The following is a 25,838-nucleotide window of genomic DNA, read 5'->3' as shown; positions in this document are numbered from 1 at the left end:
CACCATCCCCCACCTTCAAACCACATTAGTATGGCGGCGGTTAGATTAGCGAAAATTGCCCGTGTCGGAAAGGCGCTGATTGGTGTAGGGCCAAAGAAAAACATTAAAATTTTTGCCGCCAATTTTTTCCCGATACTTGAACGTATCTTTTTCGTAGAGACTCACCACTGCGTTAAGTTGATTTGCCAAATTAAGACATTGCTTAAATGTGGGGGAAGTATAACATTGCACATCAATTTGGTTACAACCGTAGCGGGGCACCAGATTCTTTTGGAATGGCTGGATGGAGCAAAAAATAAACTTGCGATACTGATTGGCTAAATACTCAAAATCCCTGGCGGAATAGTTGGCAAAAAAATGGTCATCCACCTGTAATCCATCGGTGTGACGGGCTTCGTTGATAATTTGCTCAATGGTGAGGCGGCGGTGTTGGGGGGATTGGATCCAGGCAATGGGAATGAGGTTATGACTGCGGGCTTGTTGACTAATTTCTTCCTGTACATCGTCTGCTACTCCCCGAAAATCAAGGAATACGAGGCGGTAACCCTGGCTTTGAATATCCCTCATTACCTGATCCAGGGCGTTTTGGGAGGCGTAGAAACGGATTTGGGGCTGGGATAACCAAGTCCCGTTGGGCACCCCGGCCAGGGCTATGGTGGGGCAAAGGGCGAGGGCACCGATGAGTAATTTTTGCAGAATTTTTAACATTTGGTGGAGAGGAGGGCGAGGGGCAGTAACTTGGGGTCCAAGGGGGAGAAAGGCCGTTGATTGGGGTCAATATTAAGCTAGTTAGCTGAAATTTAATCGGTTTTGCTGTTCTCAAATTTGGGGAGAGAAAACTATTTGGCGATCGCCGCTTGACCAAGGGAATGATATCTCTCGCCCACTATTAAAGTTAAAATAGGGTTTTCTGTGGATTAACCACGGACGATTTTCCCGTCGATTACATAGAGAGAGTTAATGGTAACCACCCCCACCGCTGCCCCCCGTAAACCATCCAAGGTAGAAGGCATCAAGGAAAGAAGCAATTATTTACGGGAACCCCTGGCCACCGAACTGTTGAATGATGCGAATTATTTTACGGATGATGCTGTCCAAATTTTGAAATTCCACGGTTCCTACCAGCAGGACAATCGGGACAATCGGGTTAAGGGCCAGGAAAAGGATTATCAGTTTATGCTCCGCACCCGCAATCCGGGGGGATTGATTCCGGCCCAACTCTACACCGCCCTGGATGATCTGTCCAAAACCCATGGCAACCAGACTCTCCGGGTGACCACCAGGCAAGGTTTACAAATCCACGGCATTGTCAAAAAAGACTTGAAAATGGCGATCGCCACTGTGGTGAATAATTTGGGCTCTACCCTGGGGGCCTGTGGGGATATTAACCGTAATGTGATGGCTCCGGCGGCTCCCTTCCGAGACAAGCCCGAATATGGCTATGCCTGGGATTATGCCAATAAGGTGGCGGATCTGCTCAGTCCCCAGAGCGGTGCCTATTACGAAATTTGGCTGGATGGGGAAAAAGTTATTAGTGGAGAAGAAGCGCCAGAGGTGAAGGCGGCCCGGCAAAAAAATCTCCATGGCACCAACCTAGATGACCCCAAGGAACCCATTTACGGGCAACAGTTCATGCCCCGCAAATTTAAAATTAGCGTTACTGTGCCGGGGGACAATTCCATTGACGTTTATACCCACGACATTAGTTTGGTGGTGATCACCGATCGCCATGGGGAGCTACGGGGCTTCAATGTGCTGGCTGGGGGGGGGTTGGGCCGTACCCACAATAAAGAGGAAACCTTTGCCCGGGCCGCTGACCCCATTGGTTACGTAGGGAAAGACGATGTTTACGATCTGGTCAAAGCTATTGTGGCCACCCAACGGGATTACGGTGATCGCCATAACCGCCGCCATGCCCGGATGAAATATCTGTTGGCAGACTGGGGAGTAGAAAAATTCCGCAAACAGGTGGAAAAGTATTTAGGCAAACCGTTCCAATCCTTTAAGCCCCTACCGGCCTGGCGTTACCAAGATTACCTCGGTTGGCATGAACAGGGAGACGGCAAACTCTTTTTCGGTCTCTCGGTGGAAAATGGCCGCATTAAAGATGAAGGGGACTTCCAACTGAAAACCGCCCTACGGAAAGTGGTGGATGAGTTCCAACTGCCCCTGCGCCTCACCGCTAACCACAACATCCTGCTCTACGAAATTAATCCCCAGGATAAAATGGCGATCGAGCAAATTTTTCAACAGCACGGTGTAGTTACCGACCCAGAGGCGATCGACACCCTGGTGCGTTACTCTATGGCTTGCCCGGCCCTGCCCACCTGTGGCCTAGCAGTCACCGAGTCGGAAAGGATTATGCCCAGCGTCAATGCCCGCCTGCGGGACCTGTTAAACAGTCTGGATTTGCCCGACGAGAGCATTGTCACCAGGATGACCGGCTGCCCCAACGGCTGTGCCCGGCCCTACATGGCGGAAATTGGCTTTGTCGGCAGTGCCCCCAACAGTTACCAAGTGTGGCTGGGGGGGAGTCCTAATCAGGAACATTTGGCCGCTGCCTACACAGAAAAAATGCCCCTGGAACAGCTAGAAAGCTTTTTTGAGCCTCTATTTGTCTTCTTCAAACAGAGTCGCAAAGCTAAGGAGAGCTTTGGAGACTTTTGCCATCGGGTTGGTTTCACTGCCCTACGGGAATTTAGCCAGAGTTACACTGTGCCGACCAAGGGCAACAAAAACCGCAAAAATCAACGCCGGGTTAGCCTGTCCGATGAAATGTATGCCCAGCTCAAGGCCCGGTCTGAGCGGGATAACTGCCCCATGAATCAAATTGTCCAGGAAGCCCTCACCGCTTACCTCGGCACATAGGGCCCAACTATTATCCTCCTAAGATGCCGTTGGCTAAACTGTCCCAGCTTCCCAGTTGGGGGCCAATGGGATCGAAATCTCCCCTCCTGGGGCTATGGAGGGGAAAAATTAGGATTTTGCCGACCAGCTTAACCAAACTGAAACTAGCCGTCCCCCAGTCCCCCTAACCCGTTAATCAAGATGGATTTTGCCGCCGGTTTACCCATTTTCGTTATCACCCTGCGGGAAGCGTTGGAAGCGTCCTTGGTGGTGGGCATTGTGCTCGCTTGTTTGGCCCAGGCCCAGCAATTACATTTGAAGGGCTGGGTTTATCGGGGCATTAGCGCTGGTGTGGTAGCCAGTGTGCTAGTCGGTTGCCTGCTCGCAGGGGTGTTGCAGGGAGTGGATCATCTACCGGGGCCCTACACTCCCATCCTCAAAGCTCTTTTGGCCGCTCTGTTGGGAGCGATCACCGTGGGTATGTTGAGTTGGATGTTGCTCTGGATGACTAAACAGGCCCGTTCCCTGCGGAGGGAAATCCAAGGACAAATTGACCAAGCCTTGGCCGAGGAAGGGGGAGGCAGAGCCATTGCCGTGGTGGTGTTCATTGCGGTGGTGCGGGAAGGCTTTGAAATGGTCCTATTCCTTGCGGCCCAACAGAATATGGCTAATCCGGCGGCGATCGGAGCGGCGTTGGCCGGCATTGCTACGGCAGTGGGTATGGCCCTATTAATTTTCCGCGTTGGGGTCAAACTTAATCTCAAGCTTTTTTTTCAAGTGATGGGTACCCTGTTGCTGATTATCATTGGGGGACTCGTGATTGGGGTGCTGAAAAATCTTGATTTGGCCGTCAGCATGATGGGTCTGACTAATCTAGGCCTGGGCTATCTCTGTTTTGTCCCCGGCGACTCCTGCCTGTTGGGACCCCAATTATGGAATTTGGCCCCCTGGCTACCGGATAATCAATTTCCCGGCATTCTGCTCAAAACCCTGACGGGCTACCGAGACCATCTGTATTTACTCCAGGCGATCACCTATGGCATCTTTTTAAGCGTCATTGGCGGCCTTTATTTTCGGCGTTTAGCAAACAAGCCAGGCTCCCCCAGCACCGTAGCTCCAAAATCCTAGGACAAGGTCTTTCGTTGACCCAATCTCTCCTCTCAACCAATCTTTTCTTAGCATCCGTAAAATGGTAGGGTTTCTTTCCCCCCTTTTCCCGTGCGTATATGAAACTCATCTGTCGTCAAAGTGATCTCAGCAGTGGTCTATCCCTAGTCAGTCGGGCTGTTTCCTCCCGGCCCACCCATCCTGTGTTGGGTAATGTGCTCCTCGAAGCCGATGCAGAGAAAAATTATCTACGCTTAACAGCCTTTGACCTCAGCCTCGGTATCCAGAGTAGTTTTACCGCCGACGTCCAACAGAGTGGCCGCATCACCCTGCCCGCTAAATTACTCAATGACATTGTTTCTCGCCTACCGGACGGAGATATTACCATGGCGATCGATCCCGATGAAGAGGCTGGGGATAGTTATTTAACCACTATCACCTCAGAGTCGGGGCGGTTCCAAATTCGAGGTCTAGATGCGGATGATTTTCCTGCCCTGCCCACCGTGGAAGGAGTCAAACCATTAATGTTACCGGTGGCAACCCTCAATGAAGGGTTACGGGGAGCCTTATTCGCCGCCAGTACTGATGAGACTAAACAGGTGCTGACGGGGGTGCATATCAAAGGTAGTAGCGATAGTTTGGAATTTGCGGCCACCGATGGTCACCGGCTCGCTGTGGTGGAGGCTCCCACCCAAATTGAAAACGATGAAGGGGAAGCAGTGGTTACTGGCAGTGACCTGGCGGATTTTGCTGTTACCATTCCGGCCCGGGCCCTACGGGAATTAGAAAGAATGGTAGCCAGCCAGGGTAATAGTGATTTAGTTTCCCTGGTGGTGAACGATACCCAGGTAATTTTCGAGTTGGGGGATCAAAGGTTGACTAGCCGCAAATTGGAAGGGGCCTATCCCGCCTATGACCAGCTTATTCCCCGACAGTTTAGCCGCACTGTCACCATGGAACGAAAACGGTTAATTACCTCCTTGGAAAGGGTTTCTGTGCTGGCGGATCAGAAAAATAACTTAGTCACCTTCACCCTCCAAAGCCCCGGTAACCAACTCCGGTTGGCGGTGGAAGCCCAGGACTTGGGCCATGGGGAAGAATCCATGGGGGCAGAAATTATTGGCGAAGGCGGACAAATTGCCTTCAATATCAAATATTTAATGGACGGACTGAAGGCATTGCCTAGCAATGATATTCAAATGCAACTCAATGAAGGTAATCAGCCAGTGATTTTTACTCCCCTGGGGGGGCTGAAAATGACCTATCTGGTTATGCCGGTGCGGCTAGTGGGCTAGGGTTGGGCAAAATCCTTTAGGGATTGGCCATGGGACTATGGCAAAATATGTGAGGCTCAAACCGCTGATGGCCATCCTTTCTGCCGGTTTGTCTGGGGAAACTGTCCCATTCCCTGATGCTTGCTTATTTTTTTGTCTTTTTGGTCGCCTGCCCATGAACGCTGTTGCCGCTTGTTTTACTGCTCTCCGTCAAAGGGGGGAATGTGCTTTGATTCCTTTCCTCACAGCAGGGGACCCAGATTTAGCCACCACAGCCTTAGCGTTGCGGGTTTTAGACCGGGCAGGGGCAGATTTAATTGAGTTGGGGGTGCCCTATTCCGATCCTTTGGCCGATGGCCCGGTTATCCAAGCGGCGGCCACCAGGGCTTTACAAAAAGGGGTCAAGTTGGATGATGTGCTCGCCATTGTCCGGCAGGTCCACGGGGAAATTAAGGCACCAATTATTTTATTCACCTACTACAATCCTATTTTTTACCAAGGCGTAGAAGTTTTCCTGGATAAAATTAAGGCCGCTGGGGTGAAGGGTCTAGTCGTACCAGATTTACCCCTAGAAGAATCCGATCGCCTGTTGGAGGCCACTGCCGAGCGGGGGCTGGAGTTAATTTTGTTGGTAGCTCCCACCAGTTCCCCGGAGAGACAGACGGCGATCGCCAAAAAATCCCAGGGCTTTGTTTACCTCGTCAGTGTGACGGGGGTAACGGGGGTGAGGACGGCAGTGGGATCAAGGGTGGAAACATTGTTGGCCGGGATGCGCCAAGTGACCGATAAGCCCATTGGAGTTGGCTTTGGCATTTCCCAACCGGAACAGGCTCGGCAGGTGAAAGCTTGGGGAGCAGATGCGGTAATTGTGGGCAGTGCCATGGTAAAACGATTAGCGGAACAAACCCCAGCAGAAGCATTGCAATCCCTAGAGGATTTTTGTCGTCAGCTTAAGGCCGCCATCAGTTAAAGACAATTATTTGACCAAAACAAGAAATTAAGGGCGGAAATCCCCATCCCCCAGGGAAATTAGCCCGTTTGGGTGAAGACAGCCTGGGCAGTTTCCCTTTATCGTGAGATTAACTGAGCGAGAGGAGAAAGATGATGAAAATGATTAAAAGCCCATTAATTGCCCTTGGTCTAATTGTTGCTAGCCCCCTGATCTGGGGAGGCACGGCGATGGCCGAAAATGCTGATCACGTACAGCAGCTATTGGAAACCAATGCCTGTATGAACTGTGACCTGTCCGGGGCAGACCTGGCCGGAGCCCATCTGATTGGGGCCGATTTACGCAACGCTAACCTGGCGAGCACTAACCTCAACCAAGCCAATTTGGAAGGGGCCGATCTAACCGGCGCTAACCTAGAAAATGCTGACCTGCGGGGAGCCATGGTCACCAATGCCACCCTCAACCAAGCCAATTTGACCAAGGCAGATTTTGCCTTTGCCAAACTCTACGATGTGGACGTAACCGGTGCCACCGTTGATGGCATGAATATCCAAAATGCAGAAATTTATAACACCGGCATTGGTATTGGCGGCGGCGACGACTAATTGCCTTTACCAAGAAAGATGGTTTTAAAGCCTAGCCCTTTAGGGCGGTTAGAGTGTGTCGGTAAAATCTGGTCAGAGAGTGGCGATCGCCATGGGGCAAGTATTAATGGCTCTTTTCCTGTTGCTCCATTTCCATCCTGATCTCCGATTCCAGTTCCTTGCCGAGGAAATAGTTCAAGAAAGTTCTGATCACAGCAATCAGCCCCAGCTTGCTCAGGCTTTCTAGGGTGGGGGCAATGGTGGTGGAAAGAATGTCTGCCCCCAGTTGAAATTCCAGCGCCAAGGCTAACCACAAACCGAATTGCAGACGAACACTGTTAAAAAATTTCGGGGTGCCCATGGTACGGCGATCAGCAGCCCAAACCATGTGCAAAGTTTTTATTAAGCCGAGAATAATACAGAGTACAGAAAAACTTTCCAGGAAAAACTTGGTGATGCCGACTAGGTTTCCCAGGTAATGATCCAAAATTTCCATGGTTTTATTCTCTTTCCTTTCAATCTAGTTTTGGTTAAGAAATTGACCAATTTTTTTAGCCGCTGTGGCTAAAATATCCGGTTCCTGCACTAAGGCAAAACGCACATAGCCCTCCCCTCCCTGACCAAAACCAGAACCAGGGGAAAGGGCGACGCCGGTTTCAGCCACCAGTTTTTGACAAAATTCCAGGGAATTGCCAGACCAACTAGGAGGAAATGGAGCCCAGACGTACATGGTGGCGGTGGGTAGGGGCACAGCCCAGCCAATTTTAGCTAAAGCATCAACCAGCGTGGCCCGCCGTTGGGAAAATATATCCACCGTTTGCTGGACAATAGCCGGTGGACTTTCCAAGGCGGCGATCGCCCCTTGGAGAATGCCTTCATACTGATTGAAATCCACCACTGCTTTAATTTTTTTCAGAGCAGAAATTAACTGAGCGTTACCAATGGCAAAACCGATGCGAAAGCCCCCCATGTTATAGGATTTAGAAAAAGTAAAAAATTCAATGGCACAGGTTTTTTGGCGATCAGCCTGCAAAATTGATGGCGGCAATTCTCTCCCATCAAAAACTAAATCCATGTAGGGAAAATCGTGTACCAAGACTAAATTATGGTCACGACAAAACTGCACCGCTGTTTGGAAAAATTCTAAGCTGGCGATCGCCGTGGTGGGGTTGTGGGGATAGCTGAGCACCATCATTTTGGCCTTGCCTAAAACCCCATCGGGAATAGCCGCAAACACTGGCAAAAAATTATTTTCTGCCCGCAACGCCATGGGATAAATTTTTCCTCCGGCCAGGTACACGCCCCCCATGTGGGAAGGATAACCGGGGTCCATTAACAAAGCTACATCACCGGGATTCAACACCGCCAAGGGGAGATGGGCTGTGCCTTCCTGGGAGCCAATCAGGGGCAACACCTCCGTTTCCGCATCCACTCCGATGCCAAAGCGTTTTTCATACCAAACGGCGATCGCCTGGCGCAACGGTAGAGTTCCTTGGTGCAGGAGGTAACCATGGGTCTGGGGATCATGCAACGCTTTGGCGATCGTGGCAATAATGGGGGCGGGGGTAGGTAAATCGGAGGAACCAAGGGAAAGATCAATGATGGTTTGTCCCTGGGCCCTGGCCTGGGCTTTAGCCAGATCCATATCAGCAAAAACGTTGCCACCAAAGGAATTGAGACGATCGGCAAATTGCATAAACAAGTGATTAGAAATTATCAGGATCGATCCAATCTAGCCCACCAGTTTAAGTAATTAGCAAAAGCTTGCCCCTAACGGTATTGGTAAACTAGGTAATCGGCAAAATAGTGGTAACCATGACAAAAAAGGATTGGTGTAGTGTGGCTAACGGTTCCTCCTTGCTCGGCAACCCCATAATCGGAGAATGTCTGTTTAAATGGTTACTGGCGAGTACCTAGATTAAGTTTGTGAAACAACCATAGTGGGATGAATAGTAATTTTTCTCTCAAGTTTTTGGCCGTGCCGGCCTTTGCCCTGTCCATAGCGACCATGGGAATTTTTGATTTGCCCAAGGGGTCGGCATTTGAGGCTTATTCCGGCCAGAATCCGCCATCTCCATTGGCTTCCTGTCCCCTGCCAGAAGAGGTTATTTCCCTAGGGCGATCGCCCCACGGAGAAGTTTTAATGGCTTCAGCGGCCAATGTGCCCATTCCAGCGGAGAACCCCAGTCAATCCCAGGAGTTCGACTTCGATTTTAGCTATGCGGAAAGTGATGCGGCCGTTGCCCTATTTGGCTGTGATTGTCCGGCCTGTATCGGTGCCTTGCGACAACTACGGAGTCAGCCCTACACTTCCCAAAGGTTAACCAGTAACCGCCCCACTGCCGATAAATCCTTTTTTAGCAAAAACCAGGCTAGGTTTAATGACCCAGTGGAAGGGCATTGCTGGGCCAATCTTCAAGAATTGGCAACGGAAGAGGATATCCAAGTGGTTCTGCAAACCCTGGAAAATGAAGAGTCTGTGGAAAAGGCAAAGGAAACTTTCTAACCCTTGTGCCTACGCATCCCCTTTGCCAGTCATATTCTCTGCCCATAGAAGCAATTCCCCGCCACAGCCCCCGGCGGCGAGATGATTCCCTTGGGGTGACCAGGCTAGGGTAGAGAATCCGGCGGCTACTCCTTCCAGAACTTGGGCGGCATGGGTAGCTTTTTTCCACAGGCAGACTAAACCATCTTCCGAAGCAGAGGCCAATAGGTTGGAACGGGGTTTAAAGGCGATCGCCGTTATTGTCCCATTGTGTAAGTCCAAGGGTTGAGCGACCCAATTATCATTTTCTCCCTGAACCCAGGCCACCATACTCTTACCACTGCTAGAAACCAACAGGGGTGAGCTTTCCGGAGCTTTCATAGACCAGGCCAAATGCCGTACCTTGCCCGGAAATCCTTGCATTTGCCAGGGGTCAAGGTTTTCCCATTCCCAAACTAACAATGTTCGGTCATTATTACCGGAAGCCAAATACTGCCCATCGAGGGAGAAAGCGATCACCCCGCTAGCTCCACTGATATCCCACAGATGTGGATCATCATCCCAGGCTTTTGTCTTCCAAACTTTGAGGCTCTGGTTACCGGCTAGGACTAAAAAGTTGCCGCTGGGATGCCAGGCCATATCCAACACCGACGATTTTTCAAAGTTAATCGTTGCCACCACGGCCTTGAGGCCCCCATCCCATATTTGGGTGTATTTTCCCAGGGCAAAGGCCAGTTCTGGACGCTGGGGATGCCACCGCAGGCAATCGACCCAAGTCCGCTTATTTTCCAGTTCGGTTAGTAATACTGCCCCATCCTCCCCCACCTGCCAAATACGCACTGTGCCATCCTGGCCCCCCGTTGCCAAAAATTGACCATCGGCTGAAAAGGCGATTGCATCCAGCGAAAAACCCTGCTTTTCCCGCAAAGTTAGTAAATTTTTTTCCTGGAGCGTTAATAGCACTACCTCCCCCGCTGCTGAAGCCACCGCCAGACAAGATCCGTTCGGTGACCAGGCGATCGCTGTTACATAATCCGACAGAATGGTTTGCCAACGGAGGGTAAGCAGGGATTTAGCCATGGAACAGAAGAAACTAGTTGGGAAAATTTAACGGCAATGGAACGGTTTGATTAGCCAAAAAACCTGGGACTATTGCAGGCATTCCCGAAATCCTTTCTCCAAACCCATGGCTTCCAGATTTCTGCCGATGAAGACCAACTCATTTTTACGGGTTTCATTGTCCCGCCAAGGCCGATCCTGACGCCCTTCAAACAACATGTGAACCCCCTGGAAAACAAAGCGGCAGTCTTCCCCGGCGATGTTGAGGATACCTTTCATACGAAAAATATCGGGGCCATGGTCCCGTAGCAATATCCCCAGCCAGCGGTTCAGTTTAGATCCGTCTATTTCCCCTGGTTCCACTAAAGCAATGGAATGAACGGTTTCGTCATGTTCGTGGGCAGTTTCGTTGAGAAATTCGGGATCAATTTTTAAGGCATTACCCAAATCAAAGGCATTCACCCCAAGGATAGAATCCATCTCCACCTGGGCATCACGGGTGCGATAAATTTTGGTGATCGCATTCATTGCCCGGATTTTTTCTTCTAGAGCCTGTAACTCAACTTCCGTAACCAGGTCAGTTTTGTTAAGTAAGATGACGTCGGCAAAGGCAATTTGCTCCACAGCTTCTTCTGCTTCCCAGTGTTGGGCAATGTGGGCGGCGTCCACCAACGTCACCACTGCGTCTAAGCTGGTTTGGGTTTGTACCTCATCATCCACAAAAAAAGTCTGAATTACTGGGGCCGGGTCAGCTAGTCCGGTGGTTTCAATAACAAGGTGATCGAATTTGTCCCGACGCTTCATCAAGTTGCTAATGATGCGGATCAGATCACCCCGCACAGTACAGCAGATACAGCCGTTATTCATTTCGAAGATTTCTTCGTCGGCATCAATGATCAGTTGATTATCTATGCCCACCTCACCAAATTCATTGACAATAACCGCCACTTTTTTACCATGCTCATGGGTGAGAATGCGATTTAGTAGAGTTGTTTTACCCGCCCCTAGATAGCCTGTAAGCACTGTGACTGGAACTGAACGTAGGGCATTAGCAATAACCATAATCAGATTTCAGATTCAGAGGATAGTTAACGACCTTGATTTTAATCCGGATTCACCCGTAGGATGTTCTGTTATCGAAAATAACGATAATCATTTTCATTGTCTATGGTACCTGAGCCTAGAATCCTGCCAAAGTTTATTGATTTGGCGATCGCCGGAGCGGGGCCCCAAGCCCTAACCCTGGTGACCCATTTACTGCAAAAAAGAAAACGCCTGCGGGGAAGATTTTTGGTATTTGATCCCAGTGGTGACTGGCTCCAGCGTTGGCAATACCAATTTGCGGCAGCGGAAATTCCCCATCTGCGATCCCCGGCGGTACACCATCCCGACCCCAATCCCCATGCCCTCCGTACTTTTGCGGAACAACGCCCCCGGGAATTATTTCCTCCCTACGATTTACCCGGTACAGCTCTGTTTTGGGAATTTTGCCAAGAGGTTATCGAGCGGTGGCAATTGCGAAATTTGGTTTACCCTGCCCAGATCAGGGAAATAGAACCTCTAGAACATCAGAATCGACAGCGATTTCGTCTTTGGTTAGCGGATGGTCAATCAATACTGACCCGTCGGGTGGTGTTGGCGATCGCCGGGGGAAAGCCCCAAATTCCGGCCTGGGTGGATCAGATTTCGTCTTCTTATCCAGTCCATACCCTAGCTCATTCAGAAAAAATTGATCTGAGAAGCATGCATCTAACGGGGGAAAAAATTCTTATCATCGGTAGTGGCCTGACCAGCGGCCATTTGGCGATCGGAGCCATTAAACGGGGAGCTAAGGTACTGATGATGGCCCGGCGGCAATTTTACGAGAAGCTTTTTGATGCGGAACCGGGCTGGCTAGGCCCTAAATATTTGAAAGGCTTTTATGCTGAACCGAGTTGGGATAAACGCTGGCAGTTGATTCAATCCGCCCGTAATGGAGGTTCCCTCACCCCTGCGGTATTAACCCATCTACGTCGTCTGGAAAAAGAAGGGTCACTGACTTTTTATGAAAATTGCGAAGTTAGCCAAGCCCAATGGCAAGAAAATCATTGGCAGGTGAGTTGCAATTATCCCGGAGCTCATGATTGTCTGGCCCATTTAGCGATTGATCGTATTTGGCTCTGTACGGGGAGCACGATCGACGTTCGGCAATGGCCCCTGCTGAGGGAAATTCAAACCACCTATCCTGCGCCAATGATCCATGGCCTACCAGTGCTGGATTCTGCCCTACGTTGGCCTGGTTGCAATTTACACATCATGGGAGGAGCCGCTTCTCTCCAACTCGGCCCTGTGGCCCGGAACTTGGCTGGGGCTAGGATGGCGGGCGATCGCCTGGTAGCTTGTTTATGAAGACCAAAGACCATTGGGAGTCCTTGAAAAAAAGACGATCTCAAACGTCATAGCCGAACAGATTGGGATTAACTTCCGTTAAATTAATATCCCCCAAACCATATTCCGCCCAGCGTTGACTGACCTGTTCCGCCATGGCTTGATCGGATTCCAATACCTCGCCCCATTCGTGATCCGTTTCCGGGGGAATTTTGGTGGTGGCATCAATGCCCATGCGTCCCCCCAGTCCAATTTTTTCGCTGGCAAAATCAAGGGTGTCAAAGGGGGTTTCCGGCAAAATAAACACGTCCCGCACCGGATCCACCTTGGAACTGATGGCCCAAACCACCTGGCGGGGATCGCGGATATTAATACTCTTATCCACCACAATGACAAATTTGGTGTAGGTGAATTGGGGCAGAGCACTCCAAAAAGCCAGGGCGGCCCGTTTAGCTTGGCCGGGATAGGCTTTATCAATGGAAATAATGGCCGCTTTATAGCTCAACGCCTCCATGGGCAAAAAGAAGTCGGTAATTTCCGAAACCTGTTGCCGCAAAATAGGAGTGTAAATACGGTTCAAGGCGATCGCCATCATCGCTTCTTCCTTGGGGGGACGGCCGCTGAAGGTGGTTAAATAAACAGGATTTTTGCGGTGGGTTAGGCAATGGAACCGCACTAGGGGAGAATCCTCCACGCCGCCGTAATAGCCCATGTGATCACCAAAAGGCCCATCCGGTAACATTTCACCGGGGGTAATAGTGCCTTCCAACACAAATTCTGAGTCAGCGGGAACTTCCAAATCTACGGTTTTACATTTAGCTAATGCCACCCCGGAACCACCGTATAGCCCTGCAAATAACCATTCCGATAAATCCACGGGAATCGGTGTGGCCGCCGCCATAATGATTAATGGATCTACCCCCAAGGCGATCGCCACTTCTAGTTTTTGGCCTCGTTCCATCGCTTTCCGTAAATGTCTGGCCCCTCCCCGCACCGATAGCCAATGGACGGTCATGGTGGTTTTGGATTGCAGTTGCAGACGGTAAACCCCCACATTGGGCGTGCCCGTTTCACAGTCCTTGGTGATCACTAAACCAAGGGTAATAATTTTGCCCGCATCACCGGGGTAGGGACGAATCAGGGGAATTTGATTTAAATCGAGATCGTCATTCCCAATGACCACTTCCTGGCAGGGGGGAAAGAAGTTGCGCCCCGGTTTAGCCTTGAGCACATCAAACAAGACTTTGCCAAAATCAATGGCCTGGGAAATTTTCTTAGGCGGCTTAGGCTGTTGCAACAGGGCTAGCTTTTTGCCCAAATCTTCCAATTCCAGGGGATGATCCATATTCATGGCCCAACAGATGCGCTCCACTGTGCCCATCAAATTCATCGCCACGGGGAAGGGGGAACCCTTGACATTTTCAAACAATAGCCCTGGACCACCAGCCTGTAGCATGCGGTTAGAGATTTCCGCCACTTCCAAATCGGGATCCACCTCAGCGGTAATGCGGCGCAACTGCCCCCGTGCTTCCAACAACTGGATGAATCCCCGTAAATCTCTGGCCATGGCAGTCAAAAAACTATACTTTCCACATTTAATACTAACAGACTTTAGCTTCGAAAATAAGCTATAATCTTCTCGTGGATTATTTTTATATTTTCTTTTAAAATGTCTTATCAATCAAATGATTTGGCTAAGTACCTTTCAAATATTTTAATAAACATTATCAGAATTCATCCGGAATACCTGCTCGAAAAATACAGAAAGTATGATTGGGATAGCGAGAAAACATCCCAGATCATTACAAAATACTTTTCTTATCATCTTAATAATTTAGTTGATAATGGAGAAAATAGTTTTTTTCTAAATATTAGCTTATCCATTTTTCGTAAATTCCTAGTGCCATTTAGTTTAAGTGATAAAGATATTGTGGACTTATGCATAAAAAACAAATCAATTGAATATAGCAAACACTTAGATGATAAGTCGACAACTTTAGGATTTTCAGTACTTTTAATTGACATAGAAAATATTTATTTAGACGTTGTAGAAGAAGACTTAATTAAAAAACTTAGTAGGCATTCTCTAAAACACTACTTGGCTTTTGGTAACTGGAAAAAGTTGGGAAATAAAGATGAAGAGTTACACAAAAGAGGATATGAACTATTTCACGTGCCTTCAGGCAAAAATAATGCAGATCAAAGAATGACAAGTATAGGATCTTTTATTTGCCTAAATTATCCTGATATAAAAGAAATTTTTGTTTGTTCTTCGGATAAAGATCTTGAGACTTTATGCAACTTTCTATCTCAGAAAGATATTGTCGTCTATCAAGTTTTTCGACAAACCAACAGTTTGTGTATTAAAAATTCTGAAACAAATGAAGTCTTGTCATATCCCATTATTTTCAATGAACTTTCCAAGAAAAACTTTACTGTTTTAAAAACATTTATTGAAGAAATCAAATCTATTATTCATGAAATTACAGATCACACGTCACAACAACGATGGGTTACGTTAAATCAGATTTCAACCGTATTTTATCGTAAGTTTGGATCAAGTCTTAAGGATATTGTTCAACAACACTTTCCTGGAAAAACAGCAAAGTTTATATTTTTGGAATACAAGAATTATTTTGTTGTCCATGATCCACCGGAATCTAAAGATACTTTTATCACATTGTTTGATGTTGATAATCAATCTGCTCCACTTAATCATTCAAAAAAACAAGAATCTTTGGAAGAAATGTTCGTTAAAATCATAAAAGAAGAGACTAAAAATAGTAAAAATAAAAAACTTGAAATAGGATACATTGCTTCCAAGTTTGCTGGAAAGTACAATGTTCCAATCACTAAGGCACTTAAAAATGACAGTCGTCTTGGTAGCTACAAAAATTTTATTAATTCAATATCAACGCTAGAACTTATAAATGAAGGTGGACGTTCCTTTATCCGTTTACGATAGAAGCTAAAAATATTTTATTTATCAAAACACTTCCTTTAAATACATCAGTTAAAAATTGTTGAAAACTTTCCATCCCCTCATGGCGATCGCCGTCACTCCCCAAGCCGTTAAATTGCTTCTGCCCGTGGTGGAAACGTTGACGGGAAAATTGCTTTTATCAGAATCCTTGGCTGAGGAATTAGACCTTGGTGGCAATCCCCTGGTGGACACCTACAACCATTCCCTAGCTGTGGCTTTGGAGGAAAGATGGAGCAACCATCAAGCCTTTATTTTTGGCTTAGCCACGGGAGCCGTAGTCCGCTTAATTGCCCCTCTATTGCATAGTAAACAGACCGATCCCGCTGTGGTGGTGGTGGATGCCATGGGCACAGCGGTGATTAGCTTGCTCAGTGGTCACCAAGGCGGCGGCGATCGCCTGGCGGAGATAGTGGCGGAACAGTTGCAAGGAAAAGCAATTCTCACTGGCGGAGCCAGTGGCTTAGGGCAAATAGCGGTGGATTGTTTGGGCATTCCCTTCGGTTGGCGCAAAGGAAAAGGAGATTGGACAGCGGTAAGTTCTGCCCTGGCTTGTCAAAAGCTGGTAGGAGTAACACAAACAGCGGGGTTAACTTTGTGGCAATGCCATTTACCCCCAGGCCATGGTTTTAGCTTTTCTGGAACTGAGGAAACGGCGGCAACCCTGGCCATTACCATTCAAGAAAATCTTCCAGAATACCAGGAGCAATCCATGGCTCAATGGCATCCCCGACTGCTATGGGTGGGTCTGGGCTGTGTGCGGGGCACCAATTTAGCTTTGTTAGAACAGGCTTTGCTAGGAGTTTTAGAGCAGAAAAATTTAAGCCCTTTGGCGATCGCCGGTCTGGCCAGTGTGCATTTAAAAGCTGATGAGGTAGGCATTCAGCAATTGGCCAGTAAATATGATTTACCCTTTTTTACCTTTGCCCCGGAACAGTTAGCGACCCAGCCTGTGCCCAATCCCTCCGATGTGGTCAACCAGGAAGTCGGTACCCCCAGTGTGGCAGAAGCGGCGGCCCTCACGGCGGCCCAGATTTACGGTCAAGGAGGCAAACTAATTGTCGAAAAAGTCATTGTCAAACAGGATCAGCAAGCGGTAACAGTGGCGATCGCTGAGGGGAAAAGGGAATACCAGGGCAAACCAGGGCAATTATGGCTAGTGGGCACTGGGCCCGGAGAATTAAGCCAAATTTCCCCAGCGGCCCGCACGGCTATTACCCAAGCTGATGTGCTCATCGGTTATGGACTCTATTTAGATTTGATCGATCCTCTGCGACGGCCCGGCCAAATTTGCGAAACTTTCCCCCTCACCCAAGAGCGGCAACGCTGTCAGCGAGCCATTGAGTTAGCCCAATGGGGTTTAACTGTGGCAGTGTTATCGTCCGGGGATTGTGGCATTTACGGCATGGCCGGGTTAGTGCTAGAGGAACTGGAGAAATTAGGTTGGGATGGGCAAACCCCAGGAGTAGAAGTTTTTCCCGGTATTAGTGCCTTCCAGGCGGCGGCGGCCCGAGTAGGTGCTCCCCTCATGCACGACTTTTGTGCCATTAGCCTCAGTGATTTGCTTACTCCCAAGGAAAAAATTCTGGAACGGTTAACGGCGGCAGCCCAGGCGGATTTTGTCACCGCTTTGTACAATCCCAAATCCCAAAAGCGCACTGTGTTGATTGAGCGAGCCCAGGCAATTTTCCTACAATGGCGATCGCCAGATACTCCGGTGGCCCTAGTGCGTTCCGTTTATCGTCGGGATGAGACCATTGTGCGGACCACATTGGCGGCAATGTTGAACTTTCCCATTGATATGTTGACGGTGGTGCTGATCGGCAATAGTAACACCTACAATTATCAGGATTATTTGATCACCCCCCGGGGCTATTATGCTAATGCCTAGGGAAATGCAGTTCGGTTATTGAAGCGGCGTTAACTACCCTCTAGCCCCATAATTTTCAAGGTACCCTGGATGGAAGTGAGTCTGTTGACTGGGAGTATTTTCCAATGAAGCTGGTGAAGGATGTACAACTGAGGCGCTATACCCCCCGACCTGTACTTTAGAGCTATGGCAAACTCAGCGGGTGTGGCAAAGAGCCCCCCAAACTTTGCCGCCGGATTATCGGTTTGCGCTTCACTTTGACGATCCTCGCTTGCCGGAAGTAGAACAACTAACCTTGTCAGGCACACCGGAGGAGCTGGAAGCCCTCGCTATAGCGGTGGAATCTTACCTCCAACAACGCCTGAACCCCTGCGCTTCCCTGGAGCCAAGCACCTATCCGGAGCCGATATTTAATGCTGACGGTGAACCATCTTTTTGCCTACGGCCCCAGGGACTATGGAGCCATGAACTATTGGGGATGGGGGCCCCCGTTATCCTCAATACTTCCCAGTTGTACGATCTGATGCTGGCCCTGGAAAGTTTTCGTCTCCAGGACCTAGAACCCAGTCGGATGCCCCTAGCCGTTGCCAGGGAAAAGTTACCCCAGGGATTAATCCTAGGGGGAGTAATCGTGGCCGGTGGTGCGCTGGCGATCGCCATGGCGGCCCTGTGGATGCGGCAACCCCAAGGGGAAGTAGTGGTACAAGACAACTTTCAACTGCCAGTGCCGAGCCAATTCCAGTTCAACGAAGTTAGTAACCTCGTGCCTCCGCCTCCTCGGAGCAATACTCCTTCCCCCCAATTGGCCCAGACCCTCGCTTTAAGGGACCCCCTACCTTCCCCCAGTGCCGTGCTGGCGGCTACTCCCCCTCCCCGCAATGCCAATGTTCCGTTGGTGGTGCCTCCAGAAAGGGTGCGCCCCCCTGATTTACAAGCTCCAGCAGCCCCAGGGGAAACCTATATTGCTATTCCCGATCCCACTAATCTACAACCCCTAACTCCACCGCCAGAGCCTCCTTCCCCCGATGCCCTAGCTATTTTGCCCCGCCCCGATGGCCAGCCCTTGCCCTACGCTGGCCAAGTTTTACCCAACGTCCCTGATTTACCTTCCTTGCCACCGGGTTCCAATCCCATTAGTTTCAGACCACCCCGCCCCCGCTCTGTGCCGCCCCGCTCCACCAATTTACTGGACACCATTCCCCAGGTAGCGGAGGTGCGTAAATTTTATCAACAGCAATGGCAACCAGCGGAGGATCAAACCCAAACATTGGAATATCGTCTGCAAATTGAACCCAATGGGACGGTGAAAAGAACTGTGCCCCTGGGCCGGGCTGCTAGCATTTACATGGCCCGCCTGCCCCAACCTGCGCCGGGGGAACCGTTGGTGTCTCCCCTTGCTGATGACAGGACAGAAACTATTCGTTTAGTCCTAACTCCCCTGGGGGATGTGAAGGCTTTTCTGGAGGATCAGCCCCAATAGTCGACGGTATTAAGCAAAAAAGCCCGCTGGTTTTTCCGTCGGGCCTTGTTTAATTGGTTTTAGAAAGTTTTTCAAAAGCCCCTCAGGTTTGGGGGAAAACGGTTGAGGTTCTCCCAGTATGGCCGGAGCTAGGTCGATTTTGGGAAAAACTAAAACTTTGCCAACCATAGTCTTAGTTTTCAGAGTTTGATTCCTAGGCTAGGGCCGCTACTTTAGGCCAGCGTCCCACTGTTTGGCCAATGACCGCCAATTGTTGCATGGTTTCATCAAAGCGTTCAGGGGTTAGGGATTGTGGCCCATCGGACATGGCTTTGGCTGGGTTGGGATGCACTTCGATCATCAAGGAATCGGTACCCGCGGCGATCGCCGCCATGGCCATGGAAGGTACATACTCGGACTTACCGGTACCATGGCTGGGGTCAATCATGATAGGTAAGTGAGTTAGGGAGCGCAGAACCGGCAACACCGACAAATCAAGGCAATTGCGGGTGTAATGGCCGTCAAAAGTACGAATGCCCCGCTCACAGAGAATCACGTTGGGATTGCCCGCCGCCAGGATATATTCCGCCGCCATTAACCACTCATCAATGGTGGCCGCCATACCCCGCTTTAACAGCACCGGCTTATTCTGGGCCCCCACCTTCTTGAGCATGGAGAAATTCTGCATATTGCGGGCTCCTACTTGGATCACATCCGCCACTTCCGCAATGATTTCCAGATCCGCCGCATCCATGACTTCGGTGATAATGCCCAAACCGGTGGCTTCCTTCGCCGCCGCCAATAGGCCCAGAGCACTTTCGCCATGGCCTTGGAAAGCGTAGGGAGAAGTGCGGGGTTTGAACGCGCCCCCCCGTAAAAATTGGGCTCCGGCCGCCTTAACTCGACGGGCCGTTTCCACAATCATAGTTTCGTTTTCCACAGAACAGGGTCCGGCCACCACCGCCACAGGATGGTTTTTGCCGATCGCCACAGGGCCAGCAGGGGTAGAAACAATCACTTCGCTGTATTCCCCATGGCGAAAAGTCAGGCTAGCCCGTTTAAAAGGTTGTTCCACCCGTAACACATCCTCAATCCAGGGGCTAACTTCTTGGATTTGTAGGGGATCAAGTCCGGCGGTTTCCCCCACCAATCCCATCACTACTTTATGTTTGCCGACAATTTTTTCGGGGGTGAGGCCCCGTTCAGTAAACTCCTTACCAATGCGCTCAATTTCTATGTCTGGGGTGCCGACTTTCATGACGACGATCATGATAACTTCCTCTTTCGATAGGGTGGAACAGGGGGGGATTTTTTAGCTACAAGTTAGCTACAAGCTTGATAAAAAATGCGGACTCGCAAAGCCGAACTAATGGTAATTTTAACGAAATTATTTTGACCAGCAGAATTGGGCAACCATTATTGACCAATTGTTAACTTTGTTAACAAAAATTCACAAATCTTGAACATTATCCAAAGATATTTAACGATCGCCGTTGTCCGGGGCCGTTTGTTGAGCATTACGCCAGACGGCGATGGTGCGGCCCAGGTTGAGACGAAATTCTGGCCAACCCCACAAACTACCTGGTTCATCTTCCCAGGAGGTGGAAAAAATGCCATAGCTTAGGCCCACCACCCCCAGTCCAAAAAACAGCAGACTCACCGCAAACACCACATAGGTGGGAATCTCAAACCAGTCCCGGCTCACAACGAAGTAAAAAAGCACAAAGGACAACATGCCCAAACTGGTGGGAATGCCGGAAAACAGGGCCATGCGCTTCACCATCCGCTGGCTCACCACGGCGGGAATGCCACTGTCCGCTGAGCGGCGGGATTTTTTTTCTTTGGCACTGCTGGTTTTACTGCTGGGGGCCGCCACTGAGGGGGGCTTTTTTTCGACCTTTTTCTTTTTGGATTTCCGTTCAAAAGGAAGGCGGTCTCGGTTGGTGGGGTCAGCCATGGGAAAAATGCAAAAACTTAACGACGGATACCGAGGCGTTTGATCAGGGCCTGGTAACGTTCCGGCTCCCGGGCGTTGATGAAACCCAATAGACGCTTACGACGACCAATCATTTTCAGCAGGCCCCGACGGGAAGCATGGTCTTTGGGGTTAGCTTTGAGGTGCCCTGTGAGCTGAGTAATTCTTTCTGTCAAGAAGGCCACTTGCAGATCAGCGGACCCAGTATCAGTCTCGTGGGCTTGATACTCGGTCATCAATTCTTGTTTACGGGTTTGGGTTAAGGACATAGTCTGTGTGGAAAAAACCTGAGCGTTAAAATACTAGGCGATAAATTTCGTTGCAATCTCTTACTATATCACGTTTGCCGGAGGGCTCCTTTCTATTGCTAAAAGGGAAAGTTATCGACAACTAAGGGCAGTGATTGGGTAGATCATTCTAGATTCAAAACAGATAACTGTGGGCCAAACTAAGCAGAAAAGTTAACTGTCCGGCCAGAAGGAGGAGGTAGATGACAATGCGCCGCTGGAAGACAGACAACAATAGCCCAATGCTTTTGACGTCAATCATGGGGCCAAAGACCAAAAATGCCAGCAGGGAGCTACCGGTGAAGGTGGAAACAAAGGAAAGGGCAAAAAATGAGTCCACAGTGGAGCAGACCGACACCACCACCGACAGGAGCATCATGGCCAAAATGGAGCTAATGGTGCCCTGCCCCAACAGCAAAATCCATTCCCTGGGAATAAAAACTTGAATGACGGCGGCGATCAAACTGCCCAAAATTAGCATGCCACCCAATTCCCGCAATTCCTGCACAATATTGTCGGTGAACATTTCCCAACGGCTGGGGGCAATGGGGGGTAAGAGGGTTTCCACCGCTTGCTCGTCTAGTTTCAGCAGTTGACCGCTGTTGCCGCTACCCAAAATAAAGGTGCCCGATTGCAATAGGGGAGATTCACAGGCGATCGCCGGGGGGGATTCTTCCGGACGATTGAGGTAGGCTAATCTGCGACCCAGGGCGGGCTTGAGCAGGGGCACTGCGTCCAACTGGCGACTAAACACCCAACTAATAATCACAGTGATGATCAAAGAACAGACAATGCGGGCCACCACCATGCCCGGTTGATCCCGGAAGGCCACCCAGGTGGACCAAATCACAATGGGATTAATGGTGGGAGCGGCCAACAGGAAGGCCACCGCCACCGAGGGGGGTAGACCCTGCATCAAAAATCTTCTGGCCACGGGCACATTGCCGCACTCACACACCGGAAACATAAATCCCACCAGGCTACCGGCGATCGCCCCTAGGAAGGGATTACGGGGGATGTAGGCAATTAACTTTTTTTCATCGCTGAATACTAACAGAGCACTGGAGAGCACCACCCCAAAAGTGAGGAAAGGAATGGCCTCCACCAGTAAGCTCAAAAAAATAGTAAAGGCTTCGTGCAATTGGGTCATGATTCAATCAAAGCCAGGCAAACTTAGCCCAGGGGACAAAAAAATTCCTGAAGCTCAGGGTGAGAGGAGCAAAAAATGATAATACCAAACTGCGATCTTTCTAGGGTTGAGTAGGGGGAGGCGTACTCTCTGTCCCCCCGCCCTGGTTATTGGGTACCGTCGGTGCCAAAGGATTCTGGGGTGGGGGCAACTGGGGATTTTCCACCTGTAGTTTAATGGCCGCCAGCAACTGTTTTAATCCCTCTTCCTCCGGATAAATTTTTGTCAACTTCTCCATCGGGGTGATCGCCCCCGCCAAATCTCCCATCTGCAAACGTGCTTCCACCAGACCTTGCAACGCATTGGGGTTATCCGGTTCCCGTTGCAATACTTTTTCATAGCCTTCGGCGATCGACTTTAACTGCTCTATTTCCGCCGCCGTTGGTTGTTGCGGTGCTCCCTCGGATGGCGCTTCCGTTTGGTTTTGGTTAGCATTGCCCCTCAACACAGTCAGCATTGGCACCGTCATCATGCCCAGAAAAGCCAACCCTGAAGCAATGATAAACGTCTTTTGTAAAATCTTTTTGGTGGAAGCCATAGAAAAGGGGGGATGCCCAATAACAACAAAATCAAACTTTAAGGTCGTACAATCTAGCCACAGTGAGGGTTTATTGAACCATATAACCGAAAAAATCAGGCAGGGGGTAGGGGATAGTAGAAGAAATAACCATACACCCCCCAGGCAAAGGCCGAACCGCAAATTAGGGCTAATAATAACAAGCTTTGTCCCTGGCCCATGCCCAGATTTCGCAACTCAATCCGACCGAGAATAGCCGCCGCCAGCAGCAACAAAAATGAAGTGAAATAGTTGAACCACCGCAAGGCCACCACAAACACAAAACACCAAAACACCATGGACACCATCGACCGCAGTTCCGATTTGGCCCAATTACCCACCACATAGGTCATTAAAGTGATGGGGGTAGTCAAAGCCAAAGTGGTCAACGTAATAATAAACAGAGTGAAAATATGGATTAAAGCCAGAACTGTCCTCTGATCAATATCGATCCGCAGACCCTTGAGGTGTTCGTGGAACATAATACTCCAGGGCACACTGGCCTCAGCCAATCTCCAGCCAAAGGCAACATAGGTAATAATTACCAAGGCAATGGACAAAAAAGGAATAGATTTGAGCCAGGGCATGGGCAGTTTTCCTCCCAGAGCTAAGGGCTATCGTGATCAAAACAGCCAAAAAAAAGAAAACGAAGAAGGCATGGTCGGGCAAAGAAACCCACCGCCATCTTCGTTAATCTTCGTCCCAAAACCAATCAGGACATGAACTGAATGATGTAATCAAAATAGGGAGCTGTCTCATTGGCATCCTCTGCACTCAACAGTCCCAACGCTGCATCTTTCAGTACGGTCACCGCATCCACCATGCCCGGTACCGGCACATCTAAGGAGTTGTACATCTCCTTAACACCGATCAAACCAGTGGTTTCAATGGGTTCTTTGTTGCCCGCTAAAACGCCATAGGTAACTAGGCGCAAATACCAACCGTAATCCCGCAAGCACTGATTATATTGCCGTTGACCGTAGGCATTACCCCCCGGAGCTCGGTATTCAGGATGCTTCTTAAACAGTTGTTTTTGGGCTTGATCGACTATCTTTTTTTCATTTTCGGCCAAGGTTTCCGCAATGCGAATACGCTGGGCACCGGTGGTTAAAAACGCCTGGATCCCTTTGAGTTCACCGCTAGTGGGGTAGCGGAGTTGATCGTCGGCTTGCAAAATAACTTGACTAACTACACTCATGATATCAACAAGAATTTCATATCATACTGTAGTTTAGCCTGAGTTGCCCCATACCGCCCCAGGCTAAATGCCCTCCTCCCGAGGCAGTATATTTTTTGACCAGTTGCTCTTGGCTAGACGGCCACCGCTTGGGGGCTAGAAGCAAAGGCCGCTTTCAACACATCCACTTTATCGGTGTATTCCCAGGGTAAATCTAGGTCATTGCGGCCAAAATGGCCATAGGCGGCCACATCTTGATAGAACCGCCCCCCCCTTTCAGCAGGCAAATTCCTTAAATTAAGGGACTGGATGATACCAGCCGGGCGCAGTTCAAAGTTTGCTAGCACCACCTCCAGCAGTTTTTCTTCGTCCACTTTGCCGGTGCCAAAGGTATCAATTAAAACGCTCACGGGGCGGGCAACTCCGATGGCGTAGCTGACCTGTACTTCACATTTATCCGCTAAACCAGCGGCCACAATGTTTTTGGCCACATAGCGGGCGGCATAGGCCGCAGAACGGTCTACTTTGGTGGGGTCCTTACCGGAAAAGGCACCGCCGCCATGGCGGGAATAACCACCGTAGGTGTCCACGATGATTTTTCTTCCAGTTAACCCCGCATCCCCCTGGGGACCTCCCACAACAAATTTGCCGGTGGGATTGACAATGAAGCGGGTTTTATCGGTGGGTTTGAGGGCAATGTCGCTGAAGCAATGGCCCACCACCACGTCCCAAAGGTCGGCTTTAATTTTGGCTTGTACCCCATCGTTGTCGGTAATATTGCCAATGTGCTCGTCGTGCTGGGTGGAAATGAGGATGGTGTCAATGCCTACGGGCAGGCCATCTTCGTAGAGGATGGAAACTTGGGTTTTACCGTCGGGGCGCAGATAGCCCAATTGGCCGGACTTACGCACTTCAGATAAGCGCAGGGCAATGCGGTGGGCCAAGCTGATGGGCAGGGGCATTAATTCTGGGGTTTCGTTGCAGGCATAGCCAAACATTAGCCCTTGATCGCCGGCACCGATTTTGTCTAGCTCGTCATCGCTGAGGGCATGGCGTTGTTCCTGGGCGGCGGTTACCCCCTGGGAAATGTCGGGGGACTGTTCGTCGATCGCCAGCATGACGGCACAACTGTTGTGGGAATAGCCATTGTCGGCGTTGGTATAACCAATTTCGGCAATTTTTTTGCGAACCAGTTCCACAAAGTTAATATGGGCTTTGGAAGTAATTTCCCCCGTTACTAGGGTTAGCCCCGTATTCACCACGGTTTCCGCCGCCACCCGACTGTTGGGATCTAGGGTTAAAAGAGCATCCAGAATGGTGTCAGAAATTTGGTCACACACCTTATCCGGATGGCCTTCTGTCACCGACTCGGAAGTAAATAAATAACGCTTAGACAAAGTCTTCAGTCCTCGTACACGATAAAGGCTATTGGGCAAACAAGACCTTCAACAAAGCTTGTTAAGTTAAATTAACATTTCATCATACAGGTTCTCTCCCCCGGTAAGAAAACGGCGATCAGTAAAATTTGTTCCCCAGGCTACCAAGGGCCAGTTTGCTCGAAAGCTCGAAAATTATAATTAACGTCCCCTCGCTCCCCTGCGGACAGAGGGCAATGACGATGACTTACCCTCCTTGGAGAGGATCATTGGCTAGCAATGTCACTTTATTAAACA

Annotated in this window: 24 protein-coding genes; 10 read left to right on the top strand and 14 right to left on the bottom strand. The window is 49.7% G+C overall.

The features are described 5' to 3' along the window. Window positions 1-45: 45 nt before the first annotated feature. Window positions 46-708, bottom strand: a complete 663-nt coding sequence (locus IQE94_RS16760) for a hypothetical protein (protein WP_212719738.1) — start codon at window positions 706-708, stop codon at window positions 46-48. 252 nt (window positions 709-960) lie between these two features. On the opposite strand from IQE94_RS16760, the gene sir reads away from it, so the two are divergent. From sir to IQE94_RS16735, 5 genes are all read left to right on the top strand, one after another. After that, on the top strand, window positions 961-2,868 hold the full coding sequence (gene sir, locus IQE94_RS16755) for a sulfite reductase, ferredoxin dependent (RefSeq protein WP_212719740.1): 1,908 nt from the start codon (window positions 961-963) through the stop codon (window positions 2,866-2,868). 180 nt (window positions 2,869-3,048) lie between these two features. Continuing rightward, the gene (locus tag IQE94_RS16750; RefSeq protein ID WP_212719741.1) at window positions 3,049-3,975 is read left to right on the top strand and encodes an EfeU/Ftr1 family ferrous iron transporter subunit; all 927 of its coding nucleotides are present in this window, start codon (window positions 3,049-3,051) and stop codon (window positions 3,973-3,975) included. A gap of 98 nt (window positions 3,976-4,073) precedes the next feature. Next, the gene (dnaN, locus tag IQE94_RS16745) at window positions 4,074-5,249 is read left to right on the top strand and encodes a DNA polymerase III subunit beta (protein WP_212719750.1); all 1,176 of its coding nucleotides are present in this window, start codon (window positions 4,074-4,076) and stop codon (window positions 5,247-5,249) included. A gap of 154 nt (window positions 5,250-5,403) precedes the next feature. Beyond that, window positions 5,404-6,198: a tryptophan synthase subunit alpha gene (gene trpA / locus IQE94_RS16740; protein WP_223342358.1), complete on the top strand. Its 795-nt coding sequence runs from the start codon at window positions 5,404-5,406 to the stop codon at window positions 6,196-6,198. 140 nt (window positions 6,199-6,338) lie between these two features. After that, on the top strand, window positions 6,339-6,782 hold the full coding sequence (locus IQE94_RS16735) for a pentapeptide repeat-containing protein (protein WP_255611327.1): 444 nt from the start codon (window positions 6,339-6,341) through the stop codon (window positions 6,780-6,782). Between the two features lie 103 nt (window positions 6,783-6,885). Here IQE94_RS16735 and IQE94_RS16730 read toward each other — a convergent pair whose 3' ends face one another. Both IQE94_RS16730 and IQE94_RS16725 read right to left on the bottom strand, forming a co-directional pair. Continuing rightward, on the bottom strand, window positions 6,886-7,257 hold the full coding sequence (locus IQE94_RS16730) for a DUF1622 domain-containing protein (RefSeq protein WP_223342356.1): 372 nt from the start codon (window positions 7,255-7,257) through the stop codon (window positions 6,886-6,888). Window positions 7,258-7,281: 24 nt separating this feature from the next. Beyond that, the gene (locus IQE94_RS16725; protein ID WP_223342355.1) at window positions 7,282-8,457 is read right to left on the bottom strand and encodes an LL-diaminopimelate aminotransferase; all 1,176 of its coding nucleotides are present in this window, start codon (window positions 8,455-8,457) and stop codon (window positions 7,282-7,284) included. Window positions 8,458-8,706: 249 nt separating this feature from the next. Here IQE94_RS16725 and IQE94_RS16720 point away from each other — a divergent pair, with 249 nt between their 5' ends. Beyond that, window positions 8,707-9,267 (top strand): hypothetical protein, encoded by a 561-nt coding sequence (locus IQE94_RS16720; RefSeq protein ID WP_190599269.1) that lies wholly within the window; start codon window positions 8,707-8,709, stop codon window positions 9,265-9,267. Window positions 9,268-9,276: 9 nt separating this feature from the next. Here IQE94_RS16720 and IQE94_RS16715 read toward each other — a convergent pair whose 3' ends face one another. Together IQE94_RS16715 and IQE94_RS16710 are read right to left on the bottom strand one after the other, a co-directional pair. Continuing rightward, window positions 9,277-10,326, bottom strand: coding sequence for a WD40 repeat domain-containing protein (locus IQE94_RS16715; RefSeq protein ID WP_223342354.1), 1,050 nt, complete (start codon window positions 10,324-10,326; stop codon window positions 9,277-9,279). Between the two features lie 69 nt (window positions 10,327-10,395). Continuing rightward, window positions 10,396-11,367, bottom strand: coding sequence for a GTP-binding protein (locus tag IQE94_RS16710; protein ID WP_223342353.1), 972 nt, complete (start codon window positions 11,365-11,367; stop codon window positions 10,396-10,398). A 105-nt stretch (window positions 11,368-11,472) separates the two neighbouring features. Between IQE94_RS16710 and IQE94_RS16705 the strand changes: the two genes are divergently transcribed. Then, window positions 11,473-12,693, top strand: a complete 1,221-nt coding sequence (locus IQE94_RS16705; protein ID WP_223342352.1) for a SidA/IucD/PvdA family monooxygenase — start codon at window positions 11,473-11,475, stop codon at window positions 12,691-12,693. 40 nt (window positions 12,694-12,733) lie between these two features. Here the strand turns inward: IQE94_RS16705 and IQE94_RS16700 are convergent, their stop codons facing one another. Next, window positions 12,734-14,239: a UbiD family decarboxylase gene (locus tag IQE94_RS16700; RefSeq protein WP_223342351.1), complete on the bottom strand. Its 1,506-nt coding sequence runs from the start codon at window positions 14,237-14,239 to the stop codon at window positions 12,734-12,736. A gap of 102 nt (window positions 14,240-14,341) precedes the next feature. On the opposite strand from IQE94_RS16700, the gene IQE94_RS16695 reads away from it, so the two are divergent. From IQE94_RS16695 to IQE94_RS16685, 3 genes are all read left to right on the top strand, one after another. Further along, entirely contained in the window at window positions 14,342-15,637 is a 1,296-nt protein-coding gene (locus IQE94_RS16695; protein ID WP_223342350.1) for an NYN domain-containing protein, read from the top strand. 55 nt (window positions 15,638-15,692) lie between these two features. Further along, complete coding sequence (gene cobJ / locus IQE94_RS16690) at window positions 15,693-17,543, top strand: precorrin-3B C(17)-methyltransferase (protein WP_370630488.1); 1,851 nt, start codon at window positions 15,693-15,695, stop codon at window positions 17,541-17,543. A 181-nt stretch (window positions 17,544-17,724) separates the two neighbouring features. Further along, window positions 17,725-19,002, top strand: a complete 1,278-nt coding sequence (locus tag IQE94_RS16685) for a DUF4335 domain-containing protein (RefSeq protein ID WP_255611326.1) — start codon at window positions 17,725-17,727, stop codon at window positions 19,000-19,002. A 193-nt stretch (window positions 19,003-19,195) separates the two neighbouring features. Here IQE94_RS16685 and aroF read toward each other — a convergent pair whose 3' ends face one another. The 8 genes from aroF to metK form a co-directional block, all read right to left on the bottom strand. After that, a complete protein-coding gene (gene aroF, locus IQE94_RS16680; RefSeq protein WP_194017512.1) occupies window positions 19,196-20,251 on the bottom strand; it encodes a 3-deoxy-7-phosphoheptulonate synthase in 1,056 nt (351 codons plus the stop codon). Between the two features lie 210 nt (window positions 20,252-20,461). After that, on the bottom strand, window positions 20,462-20,938 hold the full coding sequence (locus IQE94_RS16675; RefSeq protein ID WP_212719775.1) for a PAM68 family protein: 477 nt from the start codon (window positions 20,936-20,938) through the stop codon (window positions 20,462-20,464). A gap of 17 nt (window positions 20,939-20,955) precedes the next feature. Next, on the bottom strand, window positions 20,956-21,225 hold the full coding sequence (rpsO, locus tag IQE94_RS16670; RefSeq protein ID WP_194017514.1) for a 30S ribosomal protein S15: 270 nt from the start codon (window positions 21,223-21,225) through the stop codon (window positions 20,956-20,958). A 154-nt stretch (window positions 21,226-21,379) separates the two neighbouring features. Next, window positions 21,380-22,393: a permease gene (locus IQE94_RS16665; protein WP_190599123.1), complete on the bottom strand. Its 1,014-nt coding sequence runs from the start codon at window positions 22,391-22,393 to the stop codon at window positions 21,380-21,382. Window positions 22,394-22,493: 100 nt separating this feature from the next. Further along, the gene (locus IQE94_RS16660) at window positions 22,494-22,970 is read right to left on the bottom strand and encodes a M48 family metallopeptidase (protein WP_223342349.1); all 477 of its coding nucleotides are present in this window, start codon (window positions 22,968-22,970) and stop codon (window positions 22,494-22,496) included. A 95-nt stretch (window positions 22,971-23,065) separates the two neighbouring features. After that, window positions 23,066-23,575 carry a hypothetical protein gene (locus IQE94_RS16655; protein ID WP_223342348.1) on the bottom strand — a complete coding sequence of 170 codons (510 nt, stop codon included), beginning with the start codon at window positions 23,573-23,575 and terminating at the stop codon, window positions 23,066-23,068. Between the two features lie 125 nt (window positions 23,576-23,700). Further along, the gene (apcD, locus tag IQE94_RS16650; protein ID WP_194017518.1) at window positions 23,701-24,186 is read right to left on the bottom strand and encodes an allophycocyanin subunit alpha-B; all 486 of its coding nucleotides are present in this window, start codon (window positions 24,184-24,186) and stop codon (window positions 23,701-23,703) included. Window positions 24,187-24,299: 113 nt separating this feature from the next. After that, window positions 24,300-25,562: a methionine adenosyltransferase gene (gene metK, locus IQE94_RS16645; protein WP_223342347.1), complete on the bottom strand. Its 1,263-nt coding sequence runs from the start codon at window positions 25,560-25,562 to the stop codon at window positions 24,300-24,302. Window positions 25,563-25,838: the final 276 nt, after the last annotated feature.

This window comes from Synechocystis sp. PCC 7339 (assembly GCF_019924095.1).
Lineage (GTDB): Bacteria > Cyanobacteriota > Cyanobacteriia > Cyanobacteriales > Microcystaceae > Synechocystis.
The sequence above is the reverse complement of the archived record's forward strand: the minus strand, read 5'-3'. Positions and strand labels throughout refer to the sequence as shown.

What these genes read in the sequence shown, in the direction of transcription:
- IQE94_RS16705 (WP_223342352.1), top strand. Translation starts at nt 11,473, where the DNA reads ATGGTACCTGAGCCTAGAATCCTGCCAAAGTTTATTGATTTGGCGATC.
- IQE94_RS16700 (WP_223342351.1), bottom strand. Translation starts at nt 14,239, where the DNA reads ATGGCCAGAGATTTACGGGGATTCATCCAGTTGTTGGAAGCACGGGGG.
- IQE94_RS16750 (WP_212719741.1), top strand. Translation starts at nt 3,049, where the DNA reads ATGGATTTTGCCGCCGGTTTACCCATTTTCGTTATCACCCTGCGGGAA.
- IQE94_RS16655 (WP_223342348.1), bottom strand. Translation starts at nt 23,575, where the DNA reads ATGCCCTGGCTCAAATCTATTCCTTTTTTGTCCATTGCCTTGGTAATT.
- aroF (WP_194017512.1), bottom strand. Translation starts at nt 20,251, where the DNA reads ATGATCGTCGTCATGAAAGTCGGCACCCCAGACATAGAAATTGAGCGC.
- IQE94_RS16715 (WP_223342354.1), bottom strand. Translation starts at nt 10,326, where the DNA reads ATGGCTAAATCCCTGCTTACCCTCCGTTGGCAAACCATTCTGTCGGAT.
- apcD (WP_194017518.1), bottom strand. Translation starts at nt 24,186, where the DNA reads ATGAGTGTAGTTAGTCAAGTTATTTTGCAAGCCGACGATCAACTCCGC.
- IQE94_RS16735 (WP_255611327.1), top strand. Translation starts at nt 6,339, where the DNA reads ATGATTAAAAGCCCATTAATTGCCCTTGGTCTAATTGTTGCTAGCCCC.
- IQE94_RS16660 (WP_223342349.1), bottom strand. Translation starts at nt 22,970, where the DNA reads ATGGCTTCCACCAAAAAGATTTTACAAAAGACGTTTATCATTGCTTCA.
- IQE94_RS16725 (WP_223342355.1), bottom strand. Translation starts at nt 8,457, where the DNA reads ATGCAATTTGCCGATCGTCTCAATTCCTTTGGTGGCAACGTTTTTGCT.
- rpsO (WP_194017514.1), bottom strand. Translation starts at nt 21,225, where the DNA reads ATGTCCTTAACCCAAACCCGTAAACAAGAATTGATGACCGAGTATCAA.
- IQE94_RS16720 (WP_190599269.1), top strand. Translation starts at nt 8,707, where the DNA reads ATGAATAGTAATTTTTCTCTCAAGTTTTTGGCCGTGCCGGCCTTTGCC.
- dnaN (WP_212719750.1), top strand. Translation starts at nt 4,074, where the DNA reads ATGAAACTCATCTGTCGTCAAAGTGATCTCAGCAGTGGTCTATCCCTA.
- IQE94_RS16665 (WP_190599123.1), bottom strand. Translation starts at nt 22,393, where the DNA reads ATGACCCAATTGCACGAAGCCTTTACTATTTTTTTGAGCTTACTGGTG.
- trpA (WP_223342358.1), top strand. Translation starts at nt 5,404, where the DNA reads ATGAACGCTGTTGCCGCTTGTTTTACTGCTCTCCGTCAAAGGGGGGAA.
- IQE94_RS16730 (WP_223342356.1), bottom strand. Translation starts at nt 7,257, where the DNA reads ATGGAAATTTTGGATCATTACCTGGGAAACCTAGTCGGCATCACCAAG.
- IQE94_RS16760 (WP_212719738.1), bottom strand. Translation starts at nt 708, where the DNA reads ATGTTAAAAATTCTGCAAAAATTACTCATCGGTGCCCTCGCCCTTTGC.
- IQE94_RS16710 (WP_223342353.1), bottom strand. Translation starts at nt 11,367, where the DNA reads ATGGTTATTGCTAATGCCCTACGTTCAGTTCCAGTCACAGTGCTTACA.
- IQE94_RS16695 (WP_223342350.1), top strand. Translation starts at nt 14,342, where the DNA reads ATGTCTTATCAATCAAATGATTTGGCTAAGTACCTTTCAAATATTTTA.
- IQE94_RS16675 (WP_212719775.1), bottom strand. Translation starts at nt 20,938, where the DNA reads ATGGCTGACCCCACCAACCGAGACCGCCTTCCTTTTGAACGGAAATCC.
- sir (WP_212719740.1), top strand. Translation starts at nt 961, where the DNA reads ATGGTAACCACCCCCACCGCTGCCCCCCGTAAACCATCCAAGGTAGAA.